General features: G+C 63.4%; 20 protein-coding genes and 1 riboswitch. Of the genes, 7 read left to right on the top strand and 13 right to left on the bottom strand.

From position 1 onward, the window contains the following. Positions 1-24: 24 nt before the first annotated feature. Positions 25-1,251, top strand: a complete 1,227-nt coding sequence (locus R3P93_RS10515; RefSeq protein ID WP_317532982.1) for an MFS transporter — start codon at positions 25-27, stop codon at positions 1,249-1,251. Here the strand turns inward: R3P93_RS10515 and R3P93_RS10510 are convergent. From R3P93_RS10510 to lysX, 5 genes are all read right to left on the bottom strand, one after another. After that, positions 1,240-1,473 carry a DUF4190 domain-containing protein gene (locus R3P93_RS10510; RefSeq protein WP_179272053.1) on the bottom strand — a complete coding sequence of 78 codons (234 nt, stop codon included), beginning with the start codon at positions 1,471-1,473 and terminating at the stop codon, positions 1,240-1,242. The two genes, R3P93_RS10515 and R3P93_RS10510, sit on opposite strands and share 12 nt — an antisense overlap. A gap of 312 nt (positions 1,474-1,785) precedes the next feature. Then, entirely contained in the window at positions 1,786-2,187 is a 402-nt protein-coding gene (locus R3P93_RS10505) for a PPOX class F420-dependent oxidoreductase (protein WP_094638429.1), read from the bottom strand. A 169-nt stretch (positions 2,188-2,356) separates the two neighbouring features. After that, positions 2,357-3,361 carry a beta-ketoacyl-ACP synthase III gene (locus tag R3P93_RS10500; RefSeq protein ID WP_068045498.1) on the bottom strand — a complete coding sequence of 335 codons (1,005 nt, stop codon included), beginning with the start codon at positions 3,359-3,361 and terminating at the stop codon, positions 2,357-2,359. 100 nt (positions 3,362-3,461) lie between these two features. Then, positions 3,462-4,358, bottom strand: a complete 897-nt coding sequence (locus R3P93_RS10495; protein ID WP_197477888.1) for an alpha/beta fold hydrolase — start codon at positions 4,356-4,358, stop codon at positions 3,462-3,464. Between the two features lie 109 nt (positions 4,359-4,467). Next, positions 4,468-7,740, bottom strand: coding sequence for a bifunctional lysylphosphatidylglycerol synthetase/lysine--tRNA ligase LysX (gene lysX / locus R3P93_RS10490; protein WP_317533079.1), 3,273 nt, complete (start codon positions 7,738-7,740; stop codon positions 4,468-4,470). A 341-nt stretch (positions 7,741-8,081) separates the two neighbouring features. Between lysX and R3P93_RS10485 the strand changes: the two genes are divergently transcribed. Beyond that, complete coding sequence (locus tag R3P93_RS10485; RefSeq protein WP_094638553.1) at positions 8,082-9,065, top strand: hypothetical protein; 984 nt, start codon at positions 8,082-8,084, stop codon at positions 9,063-9,065. Here the strand turns inward: R3P93_RS10485 and R3P93_RS10480 are convergent. From R3P93_RS10480 to R3P93_RS10465, 4 genes are all read right to left on the bottom strand, one after another. Beyond that, positions 9,047-9,601 carry a GNAT family N-acetyltransferase gene (locus tag R3P93_RS10480; RefSeq protein ID WP_317532981.1) on the bottom strand — a complete coding sequence of 185 codons (555 nt, stop codon included), beginning with the start codon at positions 9,599-9,601 and terminating at the stop codon, positions 9,047-9,049. The two genes, R3P93_RS10485 and R3P93_RS10480, sit on opposite strands and share 19 nt — an antisense overlap. Before the next feature lie 150 nt (positions 9,602-9,751). After that, on the bottom strand, positions 9,752-10,171 hold the full coding sequence (locus R3P93_RS10475; RefSeq protein WP_149407607.1) for a TIGR03668 family PPOX class F420-dependent oxidoreductase: 420 nt from the start codon (positions 10,169-10,171) through the stop codon (positions 9,752-9,754). 15 nt (positions 10,172-10,186) lie between these two features. Then, positions 10,187-11,566: a putative bifunctional diguanylate cyclase/phosphodiesterase gene (locus R3P93_RS10470; RefSeq protein WP_082898547.1), complete on the bottom strand. Its 1,380-nt coding sequence runs from the start codon at positions 11,564-11,566 to the stop codon at positions 10,187-10,189. Between the two features lie 93 nt (positions 11,567-11,659). Further along, the gene (locus R3P93_RS10465; RefSeq protein WP_262498573.1) at positions 11,660-12,724 is read right to left on the bottom strand and encodes a LacI family DNA-binding transcriptional regulator; all 1,065 of its coding nucleotides are present in this window, start codon (positions 12,722-12,724) and stop codon (positions 11,660-11,662) included. Between the two features lie 47 nt (positions 12,725-12,771). Between R3P93_RS10465 and R3P93_RS10460 the strand changes: the two genes are divergently transcribed. The 4 genes from R3P93_RS10460 to R3P93_RS10445 all read left to right on the top strand — a co-directional run bounded on the left by R3P93_RS10460 (position 12,772) and on the right by R3P93_RS10445 (position 16,984). Beyond that, the gene (locus R3P93_RS10460) at positions 12,772-13,971 is read left to right on the top strand and encodes an MFS transporter (protein ID WP_149407608.1); all 1,200 of its coding nucleotides are present in this window, start codon (positions 12,772-12,774) and stop codon (positions 13,969-13,971) included. A gap of 43 nt (positions 13,972-14,014) precedes the next feature. Continuing rightward, positions 14,015-14,129: riboswitch (cobalamin riboswitch) on the top strand. Between the two features lie 19 nt (positions 14,130-14,148). Then, complete coding sequence (locus tag R3P93_RS10455; protein ID WP_149407609.1) at positions 14,149-15,177, top strand: ABC transporter substrate-binding protein; 1,029 nt, start codon at positions 14,149-14,151, stop codon at positions 15,175-15,177. Continuing rightward, positions 15,174-16,199 (top strand): FecCD family ABC transporter permease, encoded by a 1,026-nt coding sequence (locus R3P93_RS10450; RefSeq protein WP_068045478.1) that lies wholly within the window; start codon positions 15,174-15,176, stop codon positions 16,197-16,199. The genes R3P93_RS10455 and R3P93_RS10450 overlap by 4 nt, the downstream gene beginning before the upstream one ends. Beyond that, positions 16,196-16,984, top strand: a complete 789-nt coding sequence (locus tag R3P93_RS10445; RefSeq protein WP_094638435.1) for an ABC transporter ATP-binding protein — start codon at positions 16,196-16,198, stop codon at positions 16,982-16,984. The genes R3P93_RS10450 and R3P93_RS10445 overlap by 4 nt, the downstream gene beginning before the upstream one ends. 79 nt (positions 16,985-17,063) lie before the next feature. Here R3P93_RS10445 and R3P93_RS10440 read toward each other — a convergent pair whose 3' ends face one another. Further along, entirely contained in the window at positions 17,064-17,534 is a 471-nt protein-coding gene (locus R3P93_RS10440) for a nuclear transport factor 2 family protein (protein WP_317532980.1), read from the bottom strand. Positions 17,535-17,594: 60 nt separating this feature from the next. Between R3P93_RS10440 and R3P93_RS10435 the strand changes: the two genes are divergently transcribed. Next, positions 17,595-17,963: a VOC family protein gene (locus R3P93_RS10435; RefSeq protein WP_068045467.1), complete on the top strand. Its 369-nt coding sequence runs from the start codon at positions 17,595-17,597 to the stop codon at positions 17,961-17,963. A gap of 1 nt (position 17,964) precedes the next feature. On the opposite strand, the gene R3P93_RS10430 is transcribed toward R3P93_RS10435, so the two are convergent. From R3P93_RS10430 to R3P93_RS10420, 3 genes are all read right to left on the bottom strand, one after another. After that, positions 17,965-19,281, bottom strand: a complete 1,317-nt coding sequence (locus R3P93_RS10430) for a CitMHS family transporter (RefSeq protein WP_317532979.1) — start codon at positions 19,279-19,281, stop codon at positions 17,965-17,967. A gap of 3 nt (positions 19,282-19,284) precedes the next feature. Continuing rightward, on the bottom strand, positions 19,285-20,394 hold the full coding sequence (locus R3P93_RS10425) for an isocitrate/isopropylmalate dehydrogenase family protein (protein WP_317532978.1): 1,110 nt from the start codon (positions 20,392-20,394) through the stop codon (positions 19,285-19,287). Positions 20,395-20,508: 114 nt separating this feature from the next. Then, positions 20,509-21,411 (bottom strand): LysR family transcriptional regulator, encoded by a 903-nt coding sequence (locus R3P93_RS10420; protein WP_094669436.1) that lies wholly within the window; start codon positions 21,409-21,411, stop codon positions 20,509-20,511. Between the last annotated feature and the right edge of the window lie 39 nt (positions 21,412-21,450).

Raw genomic sequence — 21,450 nt, 5'->3', positions numbered from 1 at the left:
GTGAGCACTTCTAACGTGATCTTCATGACTGCGACGCAACCCGAGGTCCTCGAATGGGAGGGACACCCCAGGGGATCGCGCGAATACCGCCGTCTCGTGCTGGCGCTGCTGTTCGCCGGAGTAGCGACGTTCGCTCAGCTGTATTCGGTGCAGGGGATCCTGCCGCTCATCGCCGCCAATCTCGACATCACGCCGTCGCTGTCCTCGCTCGCCGTCGGACTTGCGACCGTGGGCGTTGCGGTGTCGGTCATTCCCTGGTCGGTGGCGGCCGACCGCATCGGTCGAGTCCGGGCCATGACTGCGTCGATCCTCACCGCCACGACGTTGGGACTGCTGGTTCCGCTCTCGCCCTCGCTCGAAGTGCTGCTGGTCGTTCGATTCTTCGAAGGTGCTGCACTGGGCGGTCTCCCGGCCATCGCGATCGCGTATCTCAGCGAAGAGGTGCACCGAAACCACACCGCGCTGGCGGCGGCGACGTACGTTTCGGGGACGACGCTGGGTGGGCTGCTCGGCCGCATAGTCGCGGGGCCCGTTGCGGAATACACCAACTGGCGTATCGGCACGTTGACGGTCTCGGTGATCGCGGCACTGGCCGCGGCCCTGTTCGTGTGGCTGGCCCCTCGGCCACGAACGGCATTGGTGCACAGCCAGATTCGTGACCTACCCGGTCGGTTGTGGGTCAACCTGCGCGAACCGGGGATGGCGGCACTCTACGGCCAGGGATTCCTGCTGATGGGCGGCTTCGTCGCGATCTACAACTACCTCGGATTCCGTTTGGAGGCCGTGCCTTTCGGACTCCCACAGTCCCTGATCAGCTTGATCTTCGTGGCCTACCTCAGCGGTACCGTGTCCTCGCGGGTAGCGGGCAATCTCGCGACGAAGCACGGGAGATCGGTGGTGCTCGCCGGATCGACCGCAACGATGATCGCCGGAGTGGCCCTGACGATGGCGTCGAACCTCGTCGTCATTCTGACCGGCCTGGTGATCCTGACCATGGGATTCTTTGCGGCCCACGCCATTGCGTCGGGATGGACCGGACAGCGCGCTGTGTACGGTCGCGCGCAGGCGACCTCGCTGTACAACCTCTTCTACTACGGCGGATCGTCCGTGGTCGGATGGATAGGCGGTGTCGTGTTCCAGTCCCTGGGTTGGAACGCGTTGGCGCTGTTCGTTATCGCGCTGGCACTCATCGCAGGCGTGTGGGCTGCATGCTTGAACGGTCGACTGGGGCGACCTGTTTCAGAAGGTTGATGCGCTTCCGGCAGCGATGGCAAAGATGATGATCGCTCCCACGATGACGACGAAGAGTGCGATCGACACGTAGCCGACGATGAGACCCGCTGTCGCGAACCCCGACCCACTCTCGCCGGTGCGCTTGATCTGACCACGCGAGATGTGGCCGCACACCACAGCGCAGATCGATGCGATCAGCGGCAGAAACGTCAGACCCAGAATCGCCAACACGAGCGACACGATCGCCAACGTGTTCGTGGGCGCGGGGACCTGATACCCGCCGGCATACGGCGCATTCCCGTACTGCGGGTTTTGGTACTGCGGGTTTTGGTACTGGGGGTTTTGGTAAGGGGGGTTCTGGTACTGCGGGTCTTGGTATGTGGGGTTCTGGGGTTGCGCGTTCGGATCCCGGTACGGAGGGTACTGCTGCGAACCCCCATACGACTCGTCCTTCCTGGACGCGTCGAACGAGTCGCTGCCTTCACCCTGCGGATAGCCCATGGCGGGAGTGTGGCACCTCGAGACAGCCGTCGCAACAGTTCTCTCGCGACGCTACGTACCGAGTTTGCCCCAGCCCACGTACGCGTCGACAGTGACGTAACCGGTCACGCGCGGCTGATCCCGAACCGGATACGGATTGCCGGTGTAATGCGTCGAGATGCGATCGATATCCACCAGATCGGGATCGTCCTGCAACTCGATCGAGCCGTGCACCGTCACGTGCGTGTACCAACTGGCCTCGTCCAACACCGAGATCGAGACCTTCGGATTCGCCCTGATGTGCTCGAGACGCTTCCGAGACGCATCGAAATTGAGCACGACCTTCCCGTCTTCCCACAAATACCACGTGGGTGCGGTGATCGGCGTCCCATCGGCACGAACCACCGCCATGACCGCAGGATTGGCCTTCTTCAACAATTCAACAGCGGCATCGGGCAACGGAGGCTTGGGCATACGACAACTCTACGACTCAACCCCCGCTGCGGTCCTGCTTCCGCCCACACCGCCCCCGAAGTCCACTCGATGTGACATTGACTGCCGAAAAGGCCACTGAATGTCACATCGAGTGCACTGGGGGCTGCGGCTGCACTCGGGAATTGGTGCAGCGCGGGTGGATGTGCGACTACAGGTTGGGGAGTTTGACTACCTGTCCGGCGTAGGAGAGTCCGGCACCGAAGGCGAGTAGCAGTGCTGTATCTCCTGCTTTTGCTTTGCCGGTGCGCAGGAGTTCTTCCATGGCCAGGGGGATCGAGGCTGCCGAGGTGTTGCCGGTTTCGGCGATGTCGTTGGCGACCGGGGTGCCGTCGGCGAGGTTCAGGCTTTTGGCCAGCAGTTCGGTGATGCGGCTGTTGGCCTGGTGGGGGATGAAGGCGTGCAGTTCGTCGGTTTTGATGCCGGCGACGTCGAGGACTCGCTGCGCGGCCTTGCCCATTTCGAATGCGGCCCAGCGGAAGACGGAAATGCCGTTCATCCGAATCCAGGGCCGCTCGAGGCCCTCTTCGGTGATGTAGTCGTACCAGTCGGTTGTCTGGACGATGGCGTCGGATTGCGAGCCGTCGGAGCCCCAGACGGCGGGCCCGATCTCGGTTTCGTCGCTCTGTCCGACGACCACGGCACCGGCGCCGTCGGCGAAGATGAAGCGGGTGGTGCGGTCGTACGGGTCGGTGGTGACGCTGAGCTGTTCAGCACCGATGACGAGCACGTACTTGGAGGTTCCGGCCTTGACCAGGTCCGATGCGACGGCGAGGGAGTAGCAGAAGCCTGCGCAGCCGGCGCAGATGTCGAATGCGGCCGGCCCCTTGGTGCCGAGTCCGTGCGCTACTTTCGCCGCTGCTTGGGGTGTCAGTTCGAGATGCGTCGAGGTGGCGACGATGACGGTGTCGACCTGGTCGGCCGTGATTCCGCTGGCCTCGAGGGCCTTGCGGCCTGCCGCGATGGACATCTCGACGACGTTTTCCTTGGGTTCGGCGAAGCGCCGGTTCTTGATTCCCGAACGCGTCTGGATCCACTCGTCGCTCGAGTCGATGAATTCGCAGATCTCGTCGTTGGTCACGACTCGCTCGGGGCGGTGAACGCCGAGTCCGAGTAGTTTCGACTGTCGTCCCTGCGTCGTGCTGATCGCACCCATCTTCAATTTCCTCTCGTGCTACCGCGCCATCGCCGAGCTTCGGCTCGGGTCTTGGGCTGCGGGCTCGGTGACACACGTTACGTGCGTCGCCGCGAGGGGTTCACACCAGTTCGGTGATGAGGGCCGCGACCTCGGCGGGCTTGTCGATCATGGCGTGGTGGTGGGCGGGCATGACGACGGTGAAGTCGGCACGCAGATACGCGGCGAGCTTGCGTTGAGTTCTGATCCATCTCTTGCCCCACGGAGAGGGTCGTCCGGTGTGTGCGGCCGCAACGATGACGGGCACGACGAGTCGGAACTGCTTGCGAATGCGGTTCAGCTCGACGGCGAGATCCGGGTAGACGACGTCTTCGGTCAGCGCGGCGGCGAGGTAGGTGGGTCGGCGATAGATGTCGTCGACCCAGTCGAATGTCTCCTGCGGCGTGCCGTCGGGCGGCGTCGCCTGATTGAGGACGCGGCGCACGCGCGGTCCGAACAGCTTCTGCACGCCGGTTTTGCTGAGCACGGTTGCGATCAGGTGTGCGGTCTGGATGCGCACGGTCGGCGGGATGAAGCGGCGGGGGTCGGATTCTGCGCTGGAATCGAGCAACAGAATCCCGCGGATGCGCGACGGGTACAACCGGGCGACGGCTTCTGCGTAGAAGCCGGCAATCGAATGACCTGCGACGACGGCCGGCTCGGTGAGTCCGAGTGCGTCGAGGACGCCGACGATCCTGTCCGCCTCCCCGCGGACGGTGGGGGTGGCTCCGGCCGGAAGTGGATCGCTGAGTCCGAACCCGGGGCGGTCGAGAACGACCACGTGATGGTGTGCGCTCAGGATGTCGACGGTGTCGTTCCAGTCGAACCAATTGCTGCCGAGGCCTCCGCAGAGGACGACCGTGGGGCCCGTTCCGCGGACGAACAGATGTAGACGTTGTCCGTCCACCTCGACGTACTGACCGGGAGGATGTTTCACGGGAAACAACGCGCTGCGTTCGACTCGATCCCCGCTGTCCATGTCTGGTTCTCCACGATGCTTTGCCGACCTGTCGTCTGTTTCACGCTCCAGTTTCCATCATCTTGCCGGTTTTGCACACCTGCCCTCGCGGACCGGTCGCGCAGGAAGGTCATTGACGTGGCTTGGCCAGCGGAAATGCGAGCGTCTCGCGAATGCTGCCACCGGTGATGAGCATGACGACCCGGTCGACGCCCATGCCCAGACCACCGGTCGGCGGCATTCCGTGCTCTAGTGCCTGCAGGAAGTCCTCGTCCAAGCTCATGGCCTCCTCGTCGCCGCCGGCCGCCAGCAGCGACTGTTCGGTCAGGCGCTGCCGTTGATCGACCGGATCGGTCAGTTCGCTGTACGCGGTCCCCAACTCGACACCCCACGCCACGAGATCCCACTTCTCCGCCACTCCAGGGATACTTCGATGCGGCCTCGTCAACGGCGACATCGACGTCGGGAAGTCCTTGTAGAAGGTGGGGAATTCGGTGTAGTCCTCGACGAGATGCTCGTACATTCCCTGTGCGACGGCTCCTGCATCCCAGGTCTTCTCGTACGGAATGTCGTTCTCGTCGCACAGACGCTGCAGTTCGTCGAGGGGAGTCGACGGTTCGACGGCAACGCCCAACTTCTCGGCGACGGCACCGTGCAGCGTCTTGACGGGCCACTCACCGGAGATGTCGATCTCGATCATCTCCCCGTTCGGACCGTCCGGGCGCAGGATGATCTCGCGTCCGTGCGCCGCGACGGCAGCCCGCTGAATCAGCTCGCGGCACAGCACCATTGCGCGTTCGTAGTCGCTGTGGGCCTCGTACGCTTCGAGGATCGTGAACTCGGGATTGTGTTTGAAGTCCGCTCCTTCGTTGCGGAACACCCGCCCTATCTCGAACACCTTCTCCATGCCTCCGACGCACAGGCGCTTGAGATACAGCTCCGGGGCGATGCGCAGGTAGAGATCGAGGTTGTAGGCATTGATGTGGGTGACGAACGGCGCAGCGTTCGCGCCACCGTGCACCTGCTGCAGAATCGGGGTCTCGACTTCCATGTACCCGCGCTCTCCGAGCGAATCACGCAGAGATTTCACCACATTCGAGCGCGCGATCAGCAGAGCACGAGCATCCCGATTGATCGCCAGGTCCACATACCGTTGCCGCACCCGCGCTTCCGGGTCGGTGAGACCGCGATATTTGTCCGGCAGCGGATGCAGGCACTTGGCGTTCATTCGCCAGTCGGTCGCGAGCAGCGAGAGCTCGCCACGCCTGCTGTACCCGATGGCGCCGCTGACCTCGATGAGGTCACCCAGGTCGAAGTCGGCATCGAATTCTTCGATTCTGTCGCCGACGCGTTCGCGGTCGAACAGCACCTGGATGTCGGCCGACCAGTCTCGGATGACGGCGAAGGACACGCTGCCGTAGTCACGGATACGCAGAATGCGTCCGGCGATTCGCACCGTTGTACCCTGCGGCGACGCCACTGCCGCCTCGACCGTGTGGGTCGGGGGATAGGCGACGGGATAGCCCTCGGTGCCCTCGCGTTCGAGGCGATCGAGCTTCGACATGCGCACGCGCACCTGGTCGGGACGCTTACGCCCCGGTGTCGGCTCGTCCGCGACGCTGTCCGGGCCACTGCCGTCGGGATGAATGTCGTCGGCGTCGGCCAGAGCGGCGGGGACCGCAACGTGGGAACCGGTGTGCTTCGACGCACGTCGGAAGGTCGGCAGGGTCAGGAAGCCTTCGGCGATGGCCGACGCGACGCCGACCTTGGGCAACACTCGATTGTCGGCGAAGCACAGGTAGCGCGGCTCCCATTCCGGCAGATACTTCACGTTCGAGCGATACAGCGCCTCGAGCTGCCACCACCGGGAGAAGAACACCAGCACGCTGCGCCAGATGCGCAGCACCGGTCCGGCACCGATCCGGCTGCCCTCCTCGAACGCCGCGCGGAACACCGCGAAGTTCAGCGAGATCTTGCCGACACCGAAATGATCTGCGCTGGTGGCGAGCTCGGTCACCATCAACTCGATCACCCCGTTGGGCGACGCCGGATCCCGCCGCATCAGATCCAGCGACGCACCGGTACGTCCCCACGGCACCAGCGAGAGAACGCCGATCACCTTCTCACCCTGAACCGCCTGCACCAGAAGACAATCGTCGTCGAGAGGGTCACCCAGCCGGCCCAACGCCATAGAAAAACCGCGCTCGGTCTCGGTATCGCGCCACGCATCCGCGCAGGCAATGATCTCCGACATCTCCTCCGACGAAATATCCCGATGACGACGCACGGTGACCACGACACCCGCTTTGCGAGCCCGGTTGACCGCCTGACGCACGGGGCGCATCTCGCGTCCATTGAGGTTGAAATCTTTGGTTTTGAGGATTGCTTCGTCGCCGAGTTCGAGGACGCTCAGGCCGGCCCGCTTGTATGCGGTGGCCCCGATCTCGCTGGCCCCCATGACAGCTGGCGTCCAGCCGTACTTCTCGGCCAGGTCCAGCCATTCCGAGATGGCATGCGGCCAGGCCTCGGGGTTACCGATCGGGTCACCACTGGCAAGACACACCCCGACCTCGACGCGATACGTCACTGCAGCCTTGCCGCTGGTGGCGAAGATGACGCCCTTGTCGCGGCGGGTGGCGAAGTAGCCGAGGGAATCGTTGGCGCCCCACATGTCGAGCAGACCTCGCAGGGCGGACTCGTCGCGACCGGTGAGCGCATTGCTCGACCGCTGCGACCTGAACAACGTGACGATCGCCCCCAGCAACGCCAACGCTCCGAACAACCCCAACGCCGTGTTCACGATTCCGTTCGGCCTGCCGTCGAACTGCTCGTTGTCCACCGTCGCCAACGCCGTCACACGATTGAACGCCCACAGGAACGTCTGACTCTCCGGCAACGACCCGGGGAACAACGCAACCAGCGCCCAGCCGATGAGCGTCCCGACGGCCGCTCCGAGGACGAGCACCCCGAGCGCCTTCCACAACGCACCGCGACGCACCCGCGTGTAGAACTCCTTGCGCGCAGCGATCAACACCCCCGTCACGACGACATGGACAGCCAGCGCAACCCACGAGTTGACGTTCCCGTCCTGGATGCCCTCGACGACATTGGTGATCGCCAACAACACCAGATAGACCGTCAGCAACCACCACGCAATGCGCTTACGACTCGCCAACGCTGCAGCCAACAACCCGACGACCAGTGCCCACGACAAACTCGTATCGGGCGCATCGAAGTAGTAGTTGTCCACGTACTCGCGAGGAACATGAACCAGATAACGAAGAGTGGGCGACAGACTCCACAGAAACAACAACACCGCGAACACGCCGAGCACCAGCCCGGCGATATGCGGAACCTCACTCAACCGACCGCGCGCGGGTGGCACGAACGACCGCGGAACCATGGACCCGGACCGCTCCGAGGAAATCGCTGTCGCCGTCATATCTCACTCCCGAAGTCAGAATGCACTTGTGCAACGTAGACGGTATCCCCGCCAACGCGAGTCAGGTGTCCATTGCCCGCACCCCCGCTCACTCAATGTGACCTTCAGTGGCCTTTTCGCCAGTCAATGGCACATCGAGTGGACCCCGGGTCGAGTGCGGGCAGCGGCTTGCCGAGTGCATTCGATCTCGGTGGGGCGCTCCTGGGCGGAGTTTGTCCACAGGGCACCAGTTATCCACAGGGCAATGTGTTCCCCATCGTCGGGTCGGATTCGGGGTGCCTGGATTGTGCATCATCAAGGGCATGAAGCGGGGTGGAGCACGAATCGATGCGAAGGTGATTGCGGCTGCGTCCGATCGCGGTTTCATGAGGACAGCGCATCTCCTCGAGCTCGGGGTGGCGTCGAAGACAATTGTTCGACGCACCCAGCCGGACGGCAGCTGGTCACGGGCACTACCTGGGTTGGTGTTCTTGAAGAATCGCTCGCTGACGCCGATGGAGCGCGCCACCGCGGTGGCAATCTACTGCGGCAAAGATGCTGTCATCAGCGGTCGGGCAGGGTTGGCGTTGCATGGATTGGGCACGTCGGGCTCGTTGGAAGAGACTTTCGCCCTGATTCCCGAGCCGCAACATCGGAAGTCCGTGAGCTTCGCTGTGGTGGAGCGAACGTGGCGAATGCCGACGGCGGAGTTGAAGTCGGGACTCCGCGTTGCGCCGATCGTTCGGTGCTTGTGCGATGCGGTTCGGCGAATGAAGAATGCCGACCAGTGCATGGCGCTGATTGCCAACGTCGTGCAGCGAGGCGCGGCCACCGTGGATGCGATCATGAAGGAGCTAGACGCCGGTAGTACACGAGGAACGGCGATGCCACGACGGGTGTTGCGGGAGTTGGCAGCCGGCGCGCATTCCGTTGCCGAAGCCCAGGCCCAGAAGCTGTACGCGCGCAGTGGACTTCCGCCGATGCAGCACAACGTGGTCGTCCACGACGAGCGGGGAAAGTTTCTGTTGATCGCCGATAATTGGCTCGACGACGTGGCATTGGATTGGGAGATCGATTCGCTGGAGCACCACCTCTCGCCTGCGGCACACAAGGCGACGGTGGCGCGTCGTGAACGAGCGCAGAATGCCGGCCTCATCGTGGTGACACATCTGCCGAGTGATATTCGGGATGATCCGGAACGCGTATTGGCCGACCTTCGGGCGCGCTACGAGCAGGCCAAGGCTCGACCGCGACCGAACGTCACGGTCCGACCGCGAGCGGATCAGGCTTACCGCCGGTCGGGCTGATACACCCAGACCATGTGCTCGCCGGTCTCGGACGCAGCGGTGATCGGTTGATCCTCGATTCTGTCCAGAACGAAGCCAAGCCGTCTGGGTACGGCCTGACTTCTGAGATTCGCTGCATCACAATGAATTTCAACTCGGATGATTCCGTCCAGCCTCAAAGCCTCCCGCATGAGCGCCGCGACGGCCTCGCTGATCACCCCACGTCCCTCGGCCCGGGAGTCGAGCCAGTAGCCCAATTCGATTCCGTGCGGGCCGATTCGGCGATGCATCCCGATCTTGCCCAAAAATGCGCCGCCTTCGAGGTCGAAGATTCCGTAGTCGAACATCTTCCCGGCATCCCACTGCTCGACGGCGTCGGCGATACGAGCGAGTTGCGCCGACGTTCGTGCAGCTTCTTCGGTCGCCCACCCCATCCAGGGCGAAAGGTGAACGAGATTGCGGCCGATCACGTCGGCAACAGCACCGGCATCGTCGGACTCCTCGCGACGAATGACGAGGCGATCGGTCACAATCCGTTCGGAAGGCGCGTCGTGCATGGTCAGCAGTGTGTCAACAATGCATCCAACTGGCCATCGAATTTCATCGCACTGTCACCCGCCCGCAGTCCACTCGATGTGCCATTGACGGGCGAAAAGGCCACCGAATGTCACATTGAGTGGTCAAAGGGGGCAGGGGCAGGGGCGGGGTCAGGAAGCCGACCAGGATCGCCAGGACAGTTTGTCGATGATGATGACTGGACCCTCGGGTCTGTTGTTTTTGTATTGACTGTATTTCGCGACCAGGGCGTCGGTGGCCGATGTGCCTTCGGCGCTGGAGGTTTCGGCGACGTGGGCGCTTCCGTCGGCGCGGATCCACCAGAGTTGGGACCAGTCGTCGGTGTAGTGGTCGACGATGAGGCTGACGGCGGGGTCGGCGCGGATGTTGTCGAGGCGCTGGAGTTTTCGGGTTGTTTTGGGTTTCCAGTCGATGGCGGTGTAGATGCGGTCGCCGGTGGGGGCGACGGCGAAGACGATCGGTACCAGGTGTGGTGTGCCGTCGGGGTTGATGGTGGAGAGTTGGGCTCGGGGTGCGTCGGTGAAGCGTTGGACTTCGTTGTCGATCTTCACGTTCGGTTCCTCGGGTTATGCGGATTCGCTGTGGGTGCTGTGTCGGGTGATGAATTGTTCGAGTGCCGCAACGGGCATGGGGCGTCCGAGTAGGTGTCCTTGGCCGAAGGTTACGCCCATGTCGGTGCAGACCTGGAGTTGTTCCGGTGTCTCGATTCCCTCGATGACGGTGTCTTTGCCGAGGGTGGTGGTGACGTCGACGAGGGCTGTGCAGAGTGTGGTCATGGCGCGGCGTCGGTGCAGGTTGTCGCTGTCGAGGTGTTGGGTCAGCGATTTGTCGATCTTGAGGGTGTCGACGGGGAGGGTGGCGAGTCGTTCGAGGGAGGAGAAGCCGGAGCCGAAGTCGTCGATGGCGATGAGGACGCCGTGGCGTTGGACGTCGCGCAGTTGGTAGTGGACGGCGTCGAGGTCGTGCAGTGTCTGTGATTCGGAGAGTTCGAGGGCGAGCCGGCCGGGTTGGATGCCGTAGGTGTCGACGATGTCGATGACGTCGGTGGCGAGGCTTCCGGTGGCGAAGTGGGCTGGGCTGATGTTGACGCCCACTTGGAGGTGGATGTTGCGGGTCTGCCAGTCGGCGATGGTGTGCGCGACCTCGGCGAGAATCCACATGCTCAGTGGGACGATGAGGTCGGCGTCCTCGGCGAGGGGGATGAAGGTGTCGGGCATCAGTAGGCCGAGTTCGGGGTGGTTCCATCGGATGAGTGCTTCGGCCCCGACGACCGTTCCTGTCGTGAGCTCGACGATGGGTTGGTAGACCATCGTCAGTTCGCGCTCGACCATGGCGATGCCGCGCAGTCGTTCGATGAGTTCGAGTCGGGTGCGGTTGGTGTGATGCAGCTCGTCGGTGAAGACGTGGTGTTCGTTGCGTCCGACGGCCTTGGCGGCATGCATTGCTGCGGCGGCGTTGTGAACCAGTTGGGTGGCGCTGATGTCGGTGTCGGTGCTGGAGGCGACTCCGACGCTGGCTGTGAGGGTGAGTTGGCGGTCGCCGAGCTCGAAGGCGGGCTCGAAGATGCTCGCGAAACCGGCGGCCAGGGCGCGCGCGGCTATGGAGTGGGAGCCTCGGGCGATGACGACGAATTCGTCGCCGGTGAGTCGGCCGATGGTGTCGCCGGGGCGGGTGGACGCAAGGAGGCGATCGGCGATCATGCACAGCAGGTCGTCGCCCTGCGCGGGGCCGAGGGCGTCGTTGAATTCTCGGAATCCGTCGATGTCGACCAGCAGGACACTGAACTGGCGACCCGGGGTGCGTCCGTCGAGCTCGGCGGTGATGAGGGCAAGAATCTCGTCGCGGTTAGGGAGTCCGGTCAACGCGTCGCGCTGGGCCGCAGTTCCGGATGCGGTTCCGGACACAGCGGCGACATGACGGGGCGGCGCGTCGTGCTCTCGGCTCATTGTTCCCCCTCATGGCCGGATAGCCACGAGCGATACTAGCCCACGAGTCTGGTTCAGCGCCATAAACAGGGAACATCCCCTTTTATGGAGCTATTAGATCATGCTCTCCTTGGTTTGTCGGCCATTTGCGCGTCCTGTCGACAATCGTCTTTCGATGCTCCAGATCGCATCGTCCACGGTGTCGCTGAGTCCGAGAACCCACCGGGCCGCCGACCGACCCTGATCGAACAGCGACTGCGCGACGGTGGTCAATCCGGCGTCGGCTGCGGCGGGGGAGTCGTCCCATCCGGTGACGGCCAATTGCTCCGGAACGTCGATTCCGGATGCGGCCGCGGCGTCGAGCACTCCGAGGGCAAGTTCGTCGCTCATCACGAGCAACGTGTCGATGGCATTGTCCTGCAACAACAGTCGCGCAGCTCGGTCGCCTTCTGCGCGGGCGTTGTCGGTGGTGAACAGTGTCGGAACCGTCGACCAGTCGAGTCCGAATTGCACACAGGCGTCCCGATAGCCTTCGAGACGTGCTCGGGTCACCGGCATCGAGATGTCCGACGCGTCCGCGCCACGCACGATCGTCGATTTGCGTCGGGTATCGGGCCGGAGAGCGACGATGGCAGGGCGAGATCGGCTGTTCAACGCGACGGTGGCAATGGTTTCGGCTGCCGCTCGGTCGTCGATGGTGATCCAGTTCAGGCCGGGATGGTCGGGCCCGCCCTGGATGCACGTCGGCCTGCCGGTGTCGACGAGCACGTCGAGCAGGGGGTCGTCCGTCTCGGTGGTCCACACGACGTACCCGTCGACCTGTGCGTCTCGGATGCGTGCATTGTCGGTGTCGCGGTGCAGGTTCGGCAGCATGACCAGCGCGGTGTCGGCGTCCAGACATGCTTCGGCGATACCGGACAGAAAACGTCGAGCCTGGGGATCCTCGAATGCATAGGTGAGCTTCTCGCCGAGGACGACGCCGATGCTGTTGTGCCTTCCGCTGCGCAGCGACCGGGCCGTGCGGTTGGGACCGGCGTATCCGAGGGTGGCGGCTGCCTCGTACACCCGATCGCGTGTGGCCGCCGATACCCGGCTCGGTCGGTTGTAGGTGTACGAGACGCTCATGGTGGACACGCCCGCGGACGCTGCGACGTCAGCCATGGTCACCCGAGTGTTCACCGGCCCACTGTAGCGCGCTGTAACGACTGTGTGTAACGATACACAGCATGTCGTCGCCGCTACCGAAACTGCTGGTGCTCGCCGCAGCCGCATTCATCTACGTCACTGCGGAAACACTGCCCGTGGGGTTGCTCCCCGAGATTTCCGGCGACCTCGGTGTCGGCGAATCCGCCGTGGGTCTCCTGCTGACCTTCTATGCGTACGGCGTTGCGGTGATGACGATGCCGTTGATCCGGTTCGTGCGCGAGTGGCCCCGACGGCGTCTCGTCGTCATCACTGTTGCCGCACTGGCACTCTCGCAACTCCTCTCGGCGGTATCGGTCGGATATCCGATGCTGGTGATCTCCCGAATGCTCTGCGCGGCAACGCACGGCGTCTTCTGGGCTGTCGTCGCGCCCGTCGCGGCCTCGCTTGCGCTACCGGGTAAGCAGGGCAAGGCCATCGCGACGGTGTACGCCGGTACCTCGCTGGCACTGGTTGCCGGCAACCCGCTCACTGCTGCCCTCGGCCAATGGTTCGGATGGCGCGCGGCCGCAACGATTCTCGGTGTGGTCGCCGCAGCAATCGCGGTTGCGCTGTACTTCGTCCTCCCGGCACTACCGGTCACCCGGGCGTCTTCGGAGACGAAAAAGACACCGCGGGTGCTCGACGGCACCCTGGCCGTTCTCTGTGGAGTGACGTTCCTGGCCGTCCTCGGTCATTTCGCCGCGTACACCTACTTCTCGGTGATCGTCGACCGTGCCATCGGGTCGGCCGGCACCACTCTGACTCTGATGTTGATGTTGTACGGACTGTTCGGAGTGATCGGAATCTGGGTGATCGGCAGAACCTACGACCGGTGGCCTCGGTACTCGACCATCGCCGCCCTGGGCGCAGTGACCGCTGCGGTTGCAGTTCTCTGGTGCACCGTGATCGGAGCGCCGGGCAGCTTGGCCGTGTTCGCCGTCGGCGCGATCGCCCTGTGGGGACTGGCCTTCACCACCCTCCCGGTGTGCATCCAATCGGCAGTGGTCAGAGCGGCGCCGGCCGATGCGGACAAGGCGTCGGCGATCTATGTCGTTGCCTTCCAGTTGGCGATCGCCACGGGAGCCCTGGTGGGCGGCGTGGTGATCGACCTCAGCGGCATCGTGGCCGTCACGGCTGCTGCGACGGTGCTCGTCGCCGCCGCGATGATCGTAGTCGTGTTGGCACGCACCACCTTTCCGCGCAGCTACGCCCAGGAGCCGGTGGGCGCAGCGACACGCTGACCGTCGAGGTCCCCCGCACGATAGGGTCAGCATGCGACGAACGAGGGAATCCGGTGCAATTCCGGAGCTGGCGCGCAACGGTGACGGGTGAGAGCTCGAAGTCCGAATGCTCGGACGTCGTGATTCACCTCCATCCGCGGCTCCGCGACACGAGCCCTCAGCAGGAAGCTCTTCACGATGCGCACCACTCTCGCCGTCCTAGGCGCTGTCTCGATCCTCGTTCTCGCCGGTTGTTCGTCCACTGCGACAACCGACGCGGCCACCCCGACCACCGGAAACTATCCGCTGACGATCGACAATTGCGGCCGCGACGTCGTCGTCGACGCCCCGCCTCAGCGTGCGGTGTCGTTGAACCAGGGTTCGACCGAAATTCTTCTTTCGCTCGGCCTCGCCGACCGGATGGTCGGCACCGCCACCTGGACCGACCCCGTCCGCGCAAACCTCCAATCCGAGAACGCGAAGGTGCCAAGGTTGGCGGACAACAAACCCTCGCTCGAGGTGGTGCTCGACGCCGAGCCCGACTTTGTGTCCGCGTCGTTCGGCGGCACTCTCGGGCCCGGAGGAGTAGCCGACAGGGACCAGTTCGAGCAGCTCGGTGTGCCGAGCTACCTCTCTCCCACCGACTGCAACGGCAAGACCGACGACAGTGTCAACTCCGACGGCGCGCGTACGACGCCGCTCGAGATCGAGACCGTCTACCAGGAGATTCGCGACCTCGCAGCCATCTTCGACGTGCGTGATCGCGGCGAACGCTTGGTCGGCGAGCTGCAGGATCGCTTCGCGAAAGCATCAGGAGCCGTCGACGCCTCGGGTGTGACGTTGGCGTACTGGTTCGCCGACACCGATACCCCGTACATGGCCGGATGCTGTGGGTCGTCGGGAATCATCACCGGATCCGTCGGTGCCCAGAACATCTACGCCGACACCACCGACGAATGGCCACAGGTCAATTGGGAGAGTGTCCTCGATCGCGATCCCACCGCGCTCGTTCTCGCCGACCTGAGCCGGCGGAGCATCGCCGGTGATGCTCTCGACAGCAAGATCGCCTTCCTGGAATCGAATTCCGTCACCAGTCGGCTCACCGCCGTCGAGGACAAGCGGTACATCGTCGTCAACGGTGCCGACCTCAACCCATCGATCCGCACGATCGACGGGGTCGAGAAAGTTGCAGCGGCTCTGCAGAACTGGGGCCTGACCACCCCATGAGCCGGACAGATCGCGGATTGCTGATCCCGCTTCTGCTCGGTGGCCTCGTGGTGTTGGTGCTCTCGATCGGCGTGGCCGTGACGATCGGTCCCGCCAGTGTGTCGGTATCCGATGTGTATCGAGTGATACTGGGGCACATCGGGATCGGCACGGCCGGAGTGAGCCGCATCGAGGACGGTATCGTCTGGCAGTTGAGGTTGCCCCGAACATTGCTCGCGGCCATCTGCGGCGCAGGCCTCGCGCTGTGCGGTGCCATCATGCAATCGCTGTTGCGCAACCCGTTGGCCGACCCGTTCGTATTGGGTATCTCGTCGGGCGCGTCCACCGGTGCCGTCGTCGTCGCAGTGCTCGGCGTAGGCGGCGGCGCACTGTCGCTGTCCACCGGGGCGTTCGCCGGAGCGCTGTTGTCTTTCGTCCTGGTGATGCTGCTCGCCGCAGGTGCGGGTGGAGGCAACGACCGCGTCGTACTCGCGGGAGTGGCCGGTACACAACTGTTCTCGGCTCTGACGTCGTTCATCGTCATATCCTCGGCCGATGCCGAACAAACGCGGGGAGTGCTGTTCTGGCTGCTCGGCTCGCTGAGCGGTGCCGACTGGACAGACGTGGCATTGTGCGGCGGTGTGGCACTGTTGGGAATGGTGGTGTGCCTGTTCAACACCTCTGCCCTCGATGCCTTCACTTTCGGGCACGACGCGGCCGCATCGCTCGGCGTTCCGGTGAGATATGTCCGAATTCTGTTGCTGGTCATCACCGCACTGATCACGGCCGCCCTCGTCAGTGCCGCCGGAGCCATCGGATTCGTAGGACTGGTGCTCCCGCATGCCGCCCGCTTCCTCGTCGGCGCGCGCCACCGAAGACTGCTCCCGACGACGGTGGTGATCGGCGCAATCTTCATGGTCTGGGTCGACACGATCGCCCGAACGGTGTTCGCGCCACAGGAAATTCCCGTCGGAGTGGTCACCGCACTCATCGGCGTCCCGGCCTTCGCGCTCATTCTCTTTCGGCTACGGAGGTCCCGATGACACTGCACGCCAAAGACCTTCGGTGGACCCGTGGTGGGCATCCGATTCTCGACGGGATCAGCTTCGCGCCGGAACCCGGCGAGACCATCGGTCTGATCGGCCCCAACGGCTCGGGCAAATCCTCACTGCTGCGCATTCTCGCCGGCATCGTCGCCCCCGACAGCGGCGACGTGCTGCTCGACGGAGACAACCTCCGAACACTGCGTCGACGACGCATCGCCAGACGCGTGGCAATGGTCGACCAACACTCCGACACCGACGTCGACATCAGCGTCCGCGACGTCGTCCGCTTAGGCCGCATCCCACATCACGGCATCCTCGGCGGCGACGCATCCGACGACGACGCCGCCATCGCACGAGCACTCACCGACACCGCCATGGCATCGAAAGCCACCCGACGATGGCACACCCTCTCCGGCGGCGAACGCCAACGAGTCCAGATCGCCCGCGCACTCGCCCAACAACCCACCGAACTACTGCTCGACGAGCCGACCAATCACCTCGACATCCAACACCAACTCGACATCCTCACCCTCGTCGCAGGCCTACCCCTGAGCAGCTACATCGCCCTCCACGACCTCAACCTCGCCGCCATGTTCTGCAACCGCATCATCGTCCTGAACAACGGTGCCATCGTGGCATCGGGAACCCCGAACGAAGTGATCACCGAACACCTGGTGCGCACGGTATACAACGTGCACGCCAGCGTCACGAATGCCGACAACTATCCACAAGTGACCTATCGCCGCCCCACCCCTTCCTCCCCTGGGGTCCACTCGATGTGACATTGACCCCCGAAAAGGCCACTGGATGTCACATCGAGTACCGGCGGAAGTGGTGCACCGAGCCGAATGCCGGGCAAATTTAGAGTTGCCGCAGTTTCTTCTCGAATTCGTCGAGGCGTGTGGTGTCCTCGAAGAAGTCTTCTTGCGAGATGATTTTTCCCCAGCTCGTGCGGACCAGCAGCACTGTGCGGTTGTTGTAGATCTGGGTGCCGTCGGCTGCGTGGGCCTGGTCGTCGAAGCGGGCGAGCAGGGTCATACGCCAGGGTGCGCCGCCGCTGTAGATTTCGGTGATCTGGCCTTTGATTCCGGCAGCGACGAAGTCCTGGAAGAATTTTTCGATGGCCGGGCGGCCGCGGTGTGTGCCCGACCAGCGGCTGTCACCATCGGCGAACTTCAGCACTGCGTCGCGATGGAAGGACGACAGCAGCGGGCGGTAGTTGCCGTTGTTCAGTGCTTCGATGTCTCGCTGCAGCTTGAGTGTCAGCGCTCGCATCAGCAGGAGCTTGAATGCGAAGGCCGTCGAGATGCCGGCCAGAAATCTCAGTTGCATGCCCATACGTTTGCCTACCGTTCACCGGCGTGTCAATCGAGATGGCGGTACGTTCGTTCGATGATTCACCACGTGCAAGTCGCTTGTCCGGCGGGCGGCGAAGACCGCGAGCGGGAGTTCTACTCGGGTGCTCTCGGCTGGCAAGAGATCGCGAAGCCGCCGCTGTTGGCGGTCCGCGGCGGCTGTTGGTTTTGCGTGCCGGGAGTGGGCGGCCCAGATGGCGAGGTACATGTCGGCATCGAGAACGACTTTCGCCCGGCGCTGAAGGCGCACCCGGCATTCGTCGTCGATGTCGATGCGACTGCTGCGGCGTTGACATCTGCCGGCTACCCAGTGAATTGGGCCGACCCTGAGGAGATCCCGGGCCGACGACGGTTCCATACCTGCGACGGCGTGGGCAATCGGATCGAATTCGTAGCCGCACAGTAATTCACAGACCTACCGAGATGGCTCCGGTCAGTATTGCGAAGCCGATATACATCAGCGACGCGGCCAGCACCCACAGGAATGCGAAGCGTTGGAAGTCGCCCAACGAGGCACGCACCAGGCCGAGCAGCACCCACAACGGTGCCGATGCGGGTCCGATCGAGTGGGCCATCTGGCCGATCACCGCAGCGCGAGCCATTTCCTCGGGTGGGATGGAATATTGCGCAGCCGATTCCGCGAGTACCGGCACGATCCCGAAGAAGTAGGCGTCGTTTGCCATGAAGAAGCTCAGCGGGATTCCGATCAGCGCGGCTGCGGCAGGGATCATGCCTTCGGAACCGTCCGGAATCAGTGAGATCAGCGCGTCGGCCATGGCGGTGGTCATACCGGTCTCGGTGAGGATGCCGGTGAATACGCCGGCACCGAGGACCAGTATGACGACGGGGACGGCGTTGGCAGCATGCGATCGGATCACGTCGCCCTGATCGGAGGGCTTGGGGTGGTTAACGATCAGCACGATGATGAAACCGAGCATGAAGAGCACCAGTAGGTCTGCCACTCCCAACACCAGCAGCACCAGCAGGGTGACCGTGAGTGCTGCATTCACCCAGGTTCGCCAGGTTGCCTTCGTCAGGAGCGTTCCATCCGAGCCCTCCTTGTGCGCGCCGGAGGACACATGCGCGGTGACTTCGGCGATGCGTTCCTGGGAAATCTTCTTGCGTGCGCTGCGGCCCAACAGATATGCAAGCCCGACGATAGCCGCTGACATCAGTAGCATTGCCGGCAACATGTGCACGAAGTAGTCGGTGGCGTCGATCTGCAATACGCTGATCGCCCGGGTCGCAGCCCCACCCCACGGGGTGGTGCCGGATATGGTCCCGAGAGCCATCGTCGCGATCGTGGCGATCACCAGCGGATTGATTCCGAGTTTTCGATAGATCGGGAGAAACGCAGAGCAAATGATCATGTACGACGTCGTGCCGTCACCGTCGAGTGCGACGAGAAGTGCGAGAACTGCTGTGCCGACGCAGATTTTGACGGGATCTCCACCGGACAATCGGATGATTCCGCGTGAAATGGGGTCGAACAGTTTGGCATCCATCATGATTCCGAAGTACAGAACCGCAAACAGTAGAAGAATTGCGGTGGGAGCGACGGTTTCGATGCCCTCCGCCACCATGTCCGGAAGTGCTGTCCCCTGTCCACTGATCAACAGGACCACGATGGGGATGGTGACGACGGCAACCAGGGCGGTCGCCCATTTCTTGATGACCACCAGCATGAAGGATGCAAGAGAGACGAATCCGAGAAGTGCCAACATGATTCAGCGCTCCCATTCGATGTGCTCGATCACCGCTTGCGTGAAACGCTGGGTGGTTGCGGACCCGTGCAAGTCCGCCGTGCGGGTCTCGGGACTGCCAACGGCGCTGTCGACGGCTCGATGAATGGATTGGCCTGCTGCGGTCAATCGTGCGTCGCCGCGGCGTTGTCCTATCCAGTTCAGAAGCATTGCGGCGGAGCCGATCAACGACGCCGGATTGGCAATGCCCTGGCCCGCAATGTCTGGAGCCGAGCCGTGTTGGGCTTGCGCGACGGCATGCGTGTCACCGACATTGAGTGATGCCGCCAGCCCCAAGCTGCCCGAGAGTTCGGTTGCCTCGTCGGACAGGATGTCCCCGAACATATTGGTGGTGGCGATGACGTCGAAGGACTCCGGTCGACGAATGAGCAGCGCGGCGACTGCATCGACCAGGAGCTCTTCGTAGTCGACGTCGGGGAAGTGCTGTCGGACGGCCCTGGCCGCCTCTAGGAACAGTCCGTCGCTCAGCCTGAGGACGTTGGCCTTGTGCACCACAGTGACTTTCGATCGACGAGTCCGTGCCAGCTCGAACGCTCGACGCACGATGCGTTCGGAACCGTGACGAGTCACCTTTCGTATGGCAAGCGCCAGGTCCGCGGTGGGCATGAACTCACCGCCACCAGCAAACATGGTGCGGTCGGCGTAGAAACCTTCGGTATTCTCCCGGGCGATCACCAGGTCGAAGCTCTTGCCGAGCGGATTCGGCAGGGCCGGGACGGTCCTGGCGGGACGAATGTTGGCGTAGAGATCCAACTTTCGCCTCAAAATTCCCGATGGGTTGACGCCACCCTCCGAAGTCGGTGGGTAGTCCAGGTGCGAGACAGGGCCGAGGATGACGCCGTCGGCTGCACGTGAGAGGTCGACGATGGCGTCGGGCATCGTTGTCCCCGATGCGTGAAGCGCGTCGAAACCGATGGTTCCGTCGGTGAAGCAGGCGGTGATCCCGTGTTGTCCGAGAGCTCTTTCGACAACCGAGGCCGTCGCCGCGCTGATTTCGGGACCGATGCCGTCGCCGGCGAGAACCACCAGTTCGACGGTGTTGTCAGGGTCGTGGGCTGGGTGTCCGGTAGTCACGATGTCTCCAGGTGTTCACGTCCGCACCGTTGCGGACTAGGCCACCGTTGTGACCTGTGGCATACCTTGCCGCTTGATCAGCGTGAAGACCAGAGATCATTTCTTACATAAGAATTAAGTAGAATTCACAGCTAAGAAGAGCGTGACGAGCACGGCTCGCATGGCATCCGATGCAGGGGACGGCGTCCGATGTCCGAGGCGGCACAGCAGGATTCGTCGCCGGGACAACTCGTTCAAGGCAATGGACTCGACGCCTTCGCGGAGGTATCGAGTGGTCATGGACGGTGCCACGGTGAGTCCCAGCCCTGCAGCAACCATTGCCTGAGATTCCATGTAGTCGTTGGACTCGACCAGTACCTTCGGCTCGAAACCAGCTTTGAGGCAGGCTGATCGGAACATCGTGGTGATGGAGTGCTGCGATGCGCGGACGATCCACTGTTCGTCTTCGAGTGATTCGAGGAGGAGCGGACCTCTGCGCGACCAACCCGCTGGAACCAGAAGGACGGTGGCGTCGTCGGCGATGACTTCGGTCTCGACATCGTCGACCACCATCGGCAATTCCGGGTAGTCCCATGCCAGGGACAGGTCGACTTCACGGCCCAGCAGCATGGCGTGCAGGTCGCGCAGCCTCGACGACCGTATTCGCAGGTCGATACCCGGGTGCGCCGAACGGAATGCGGCCATGACGTCCGGGAGGAGGGACGCAGCGAAGGAAGGGAAGACGCCGAGGGTGATGTTGCCACTGCGCGCATCGAGCAGATCGTCGAGATCGGCGCGCAGGGCCGACAATTGCGTGTCGATGGCCGCAGCTCGCCCGGCCACGAGACGACCGGCTTCGGTGAGTCGCACTCCACGCGCATGTCGCTCGAGGACGGGCGTGCCGACGACGGCCTCGAGTCGTTTGACCTGCTGGGACACCGCCGATGGGGTGTACGTGAGCCGTTCGGCCGCGGCCGTCATGGACCCGCAACGGTCGATCTCCACCAGTAGCTTGAGCAGTGACAGCTCCACATCCATCCGTCGAGACTAGGCCGGGTCTGCGACGATGGAGGGCGT

Source organism: Rhodococcus cerastii (genome assembly GCF_033042195.1).
GTDB lineage: Bacteria > Actinomycetota > Actinomycetes > Mycobacteriales > Mycobacteriaceae > Rhodococcoides.
Note: the sequence above shows the minus strand (reverse complement) of the source record. Positions and strands in the feature narration are given on the sequence as shown.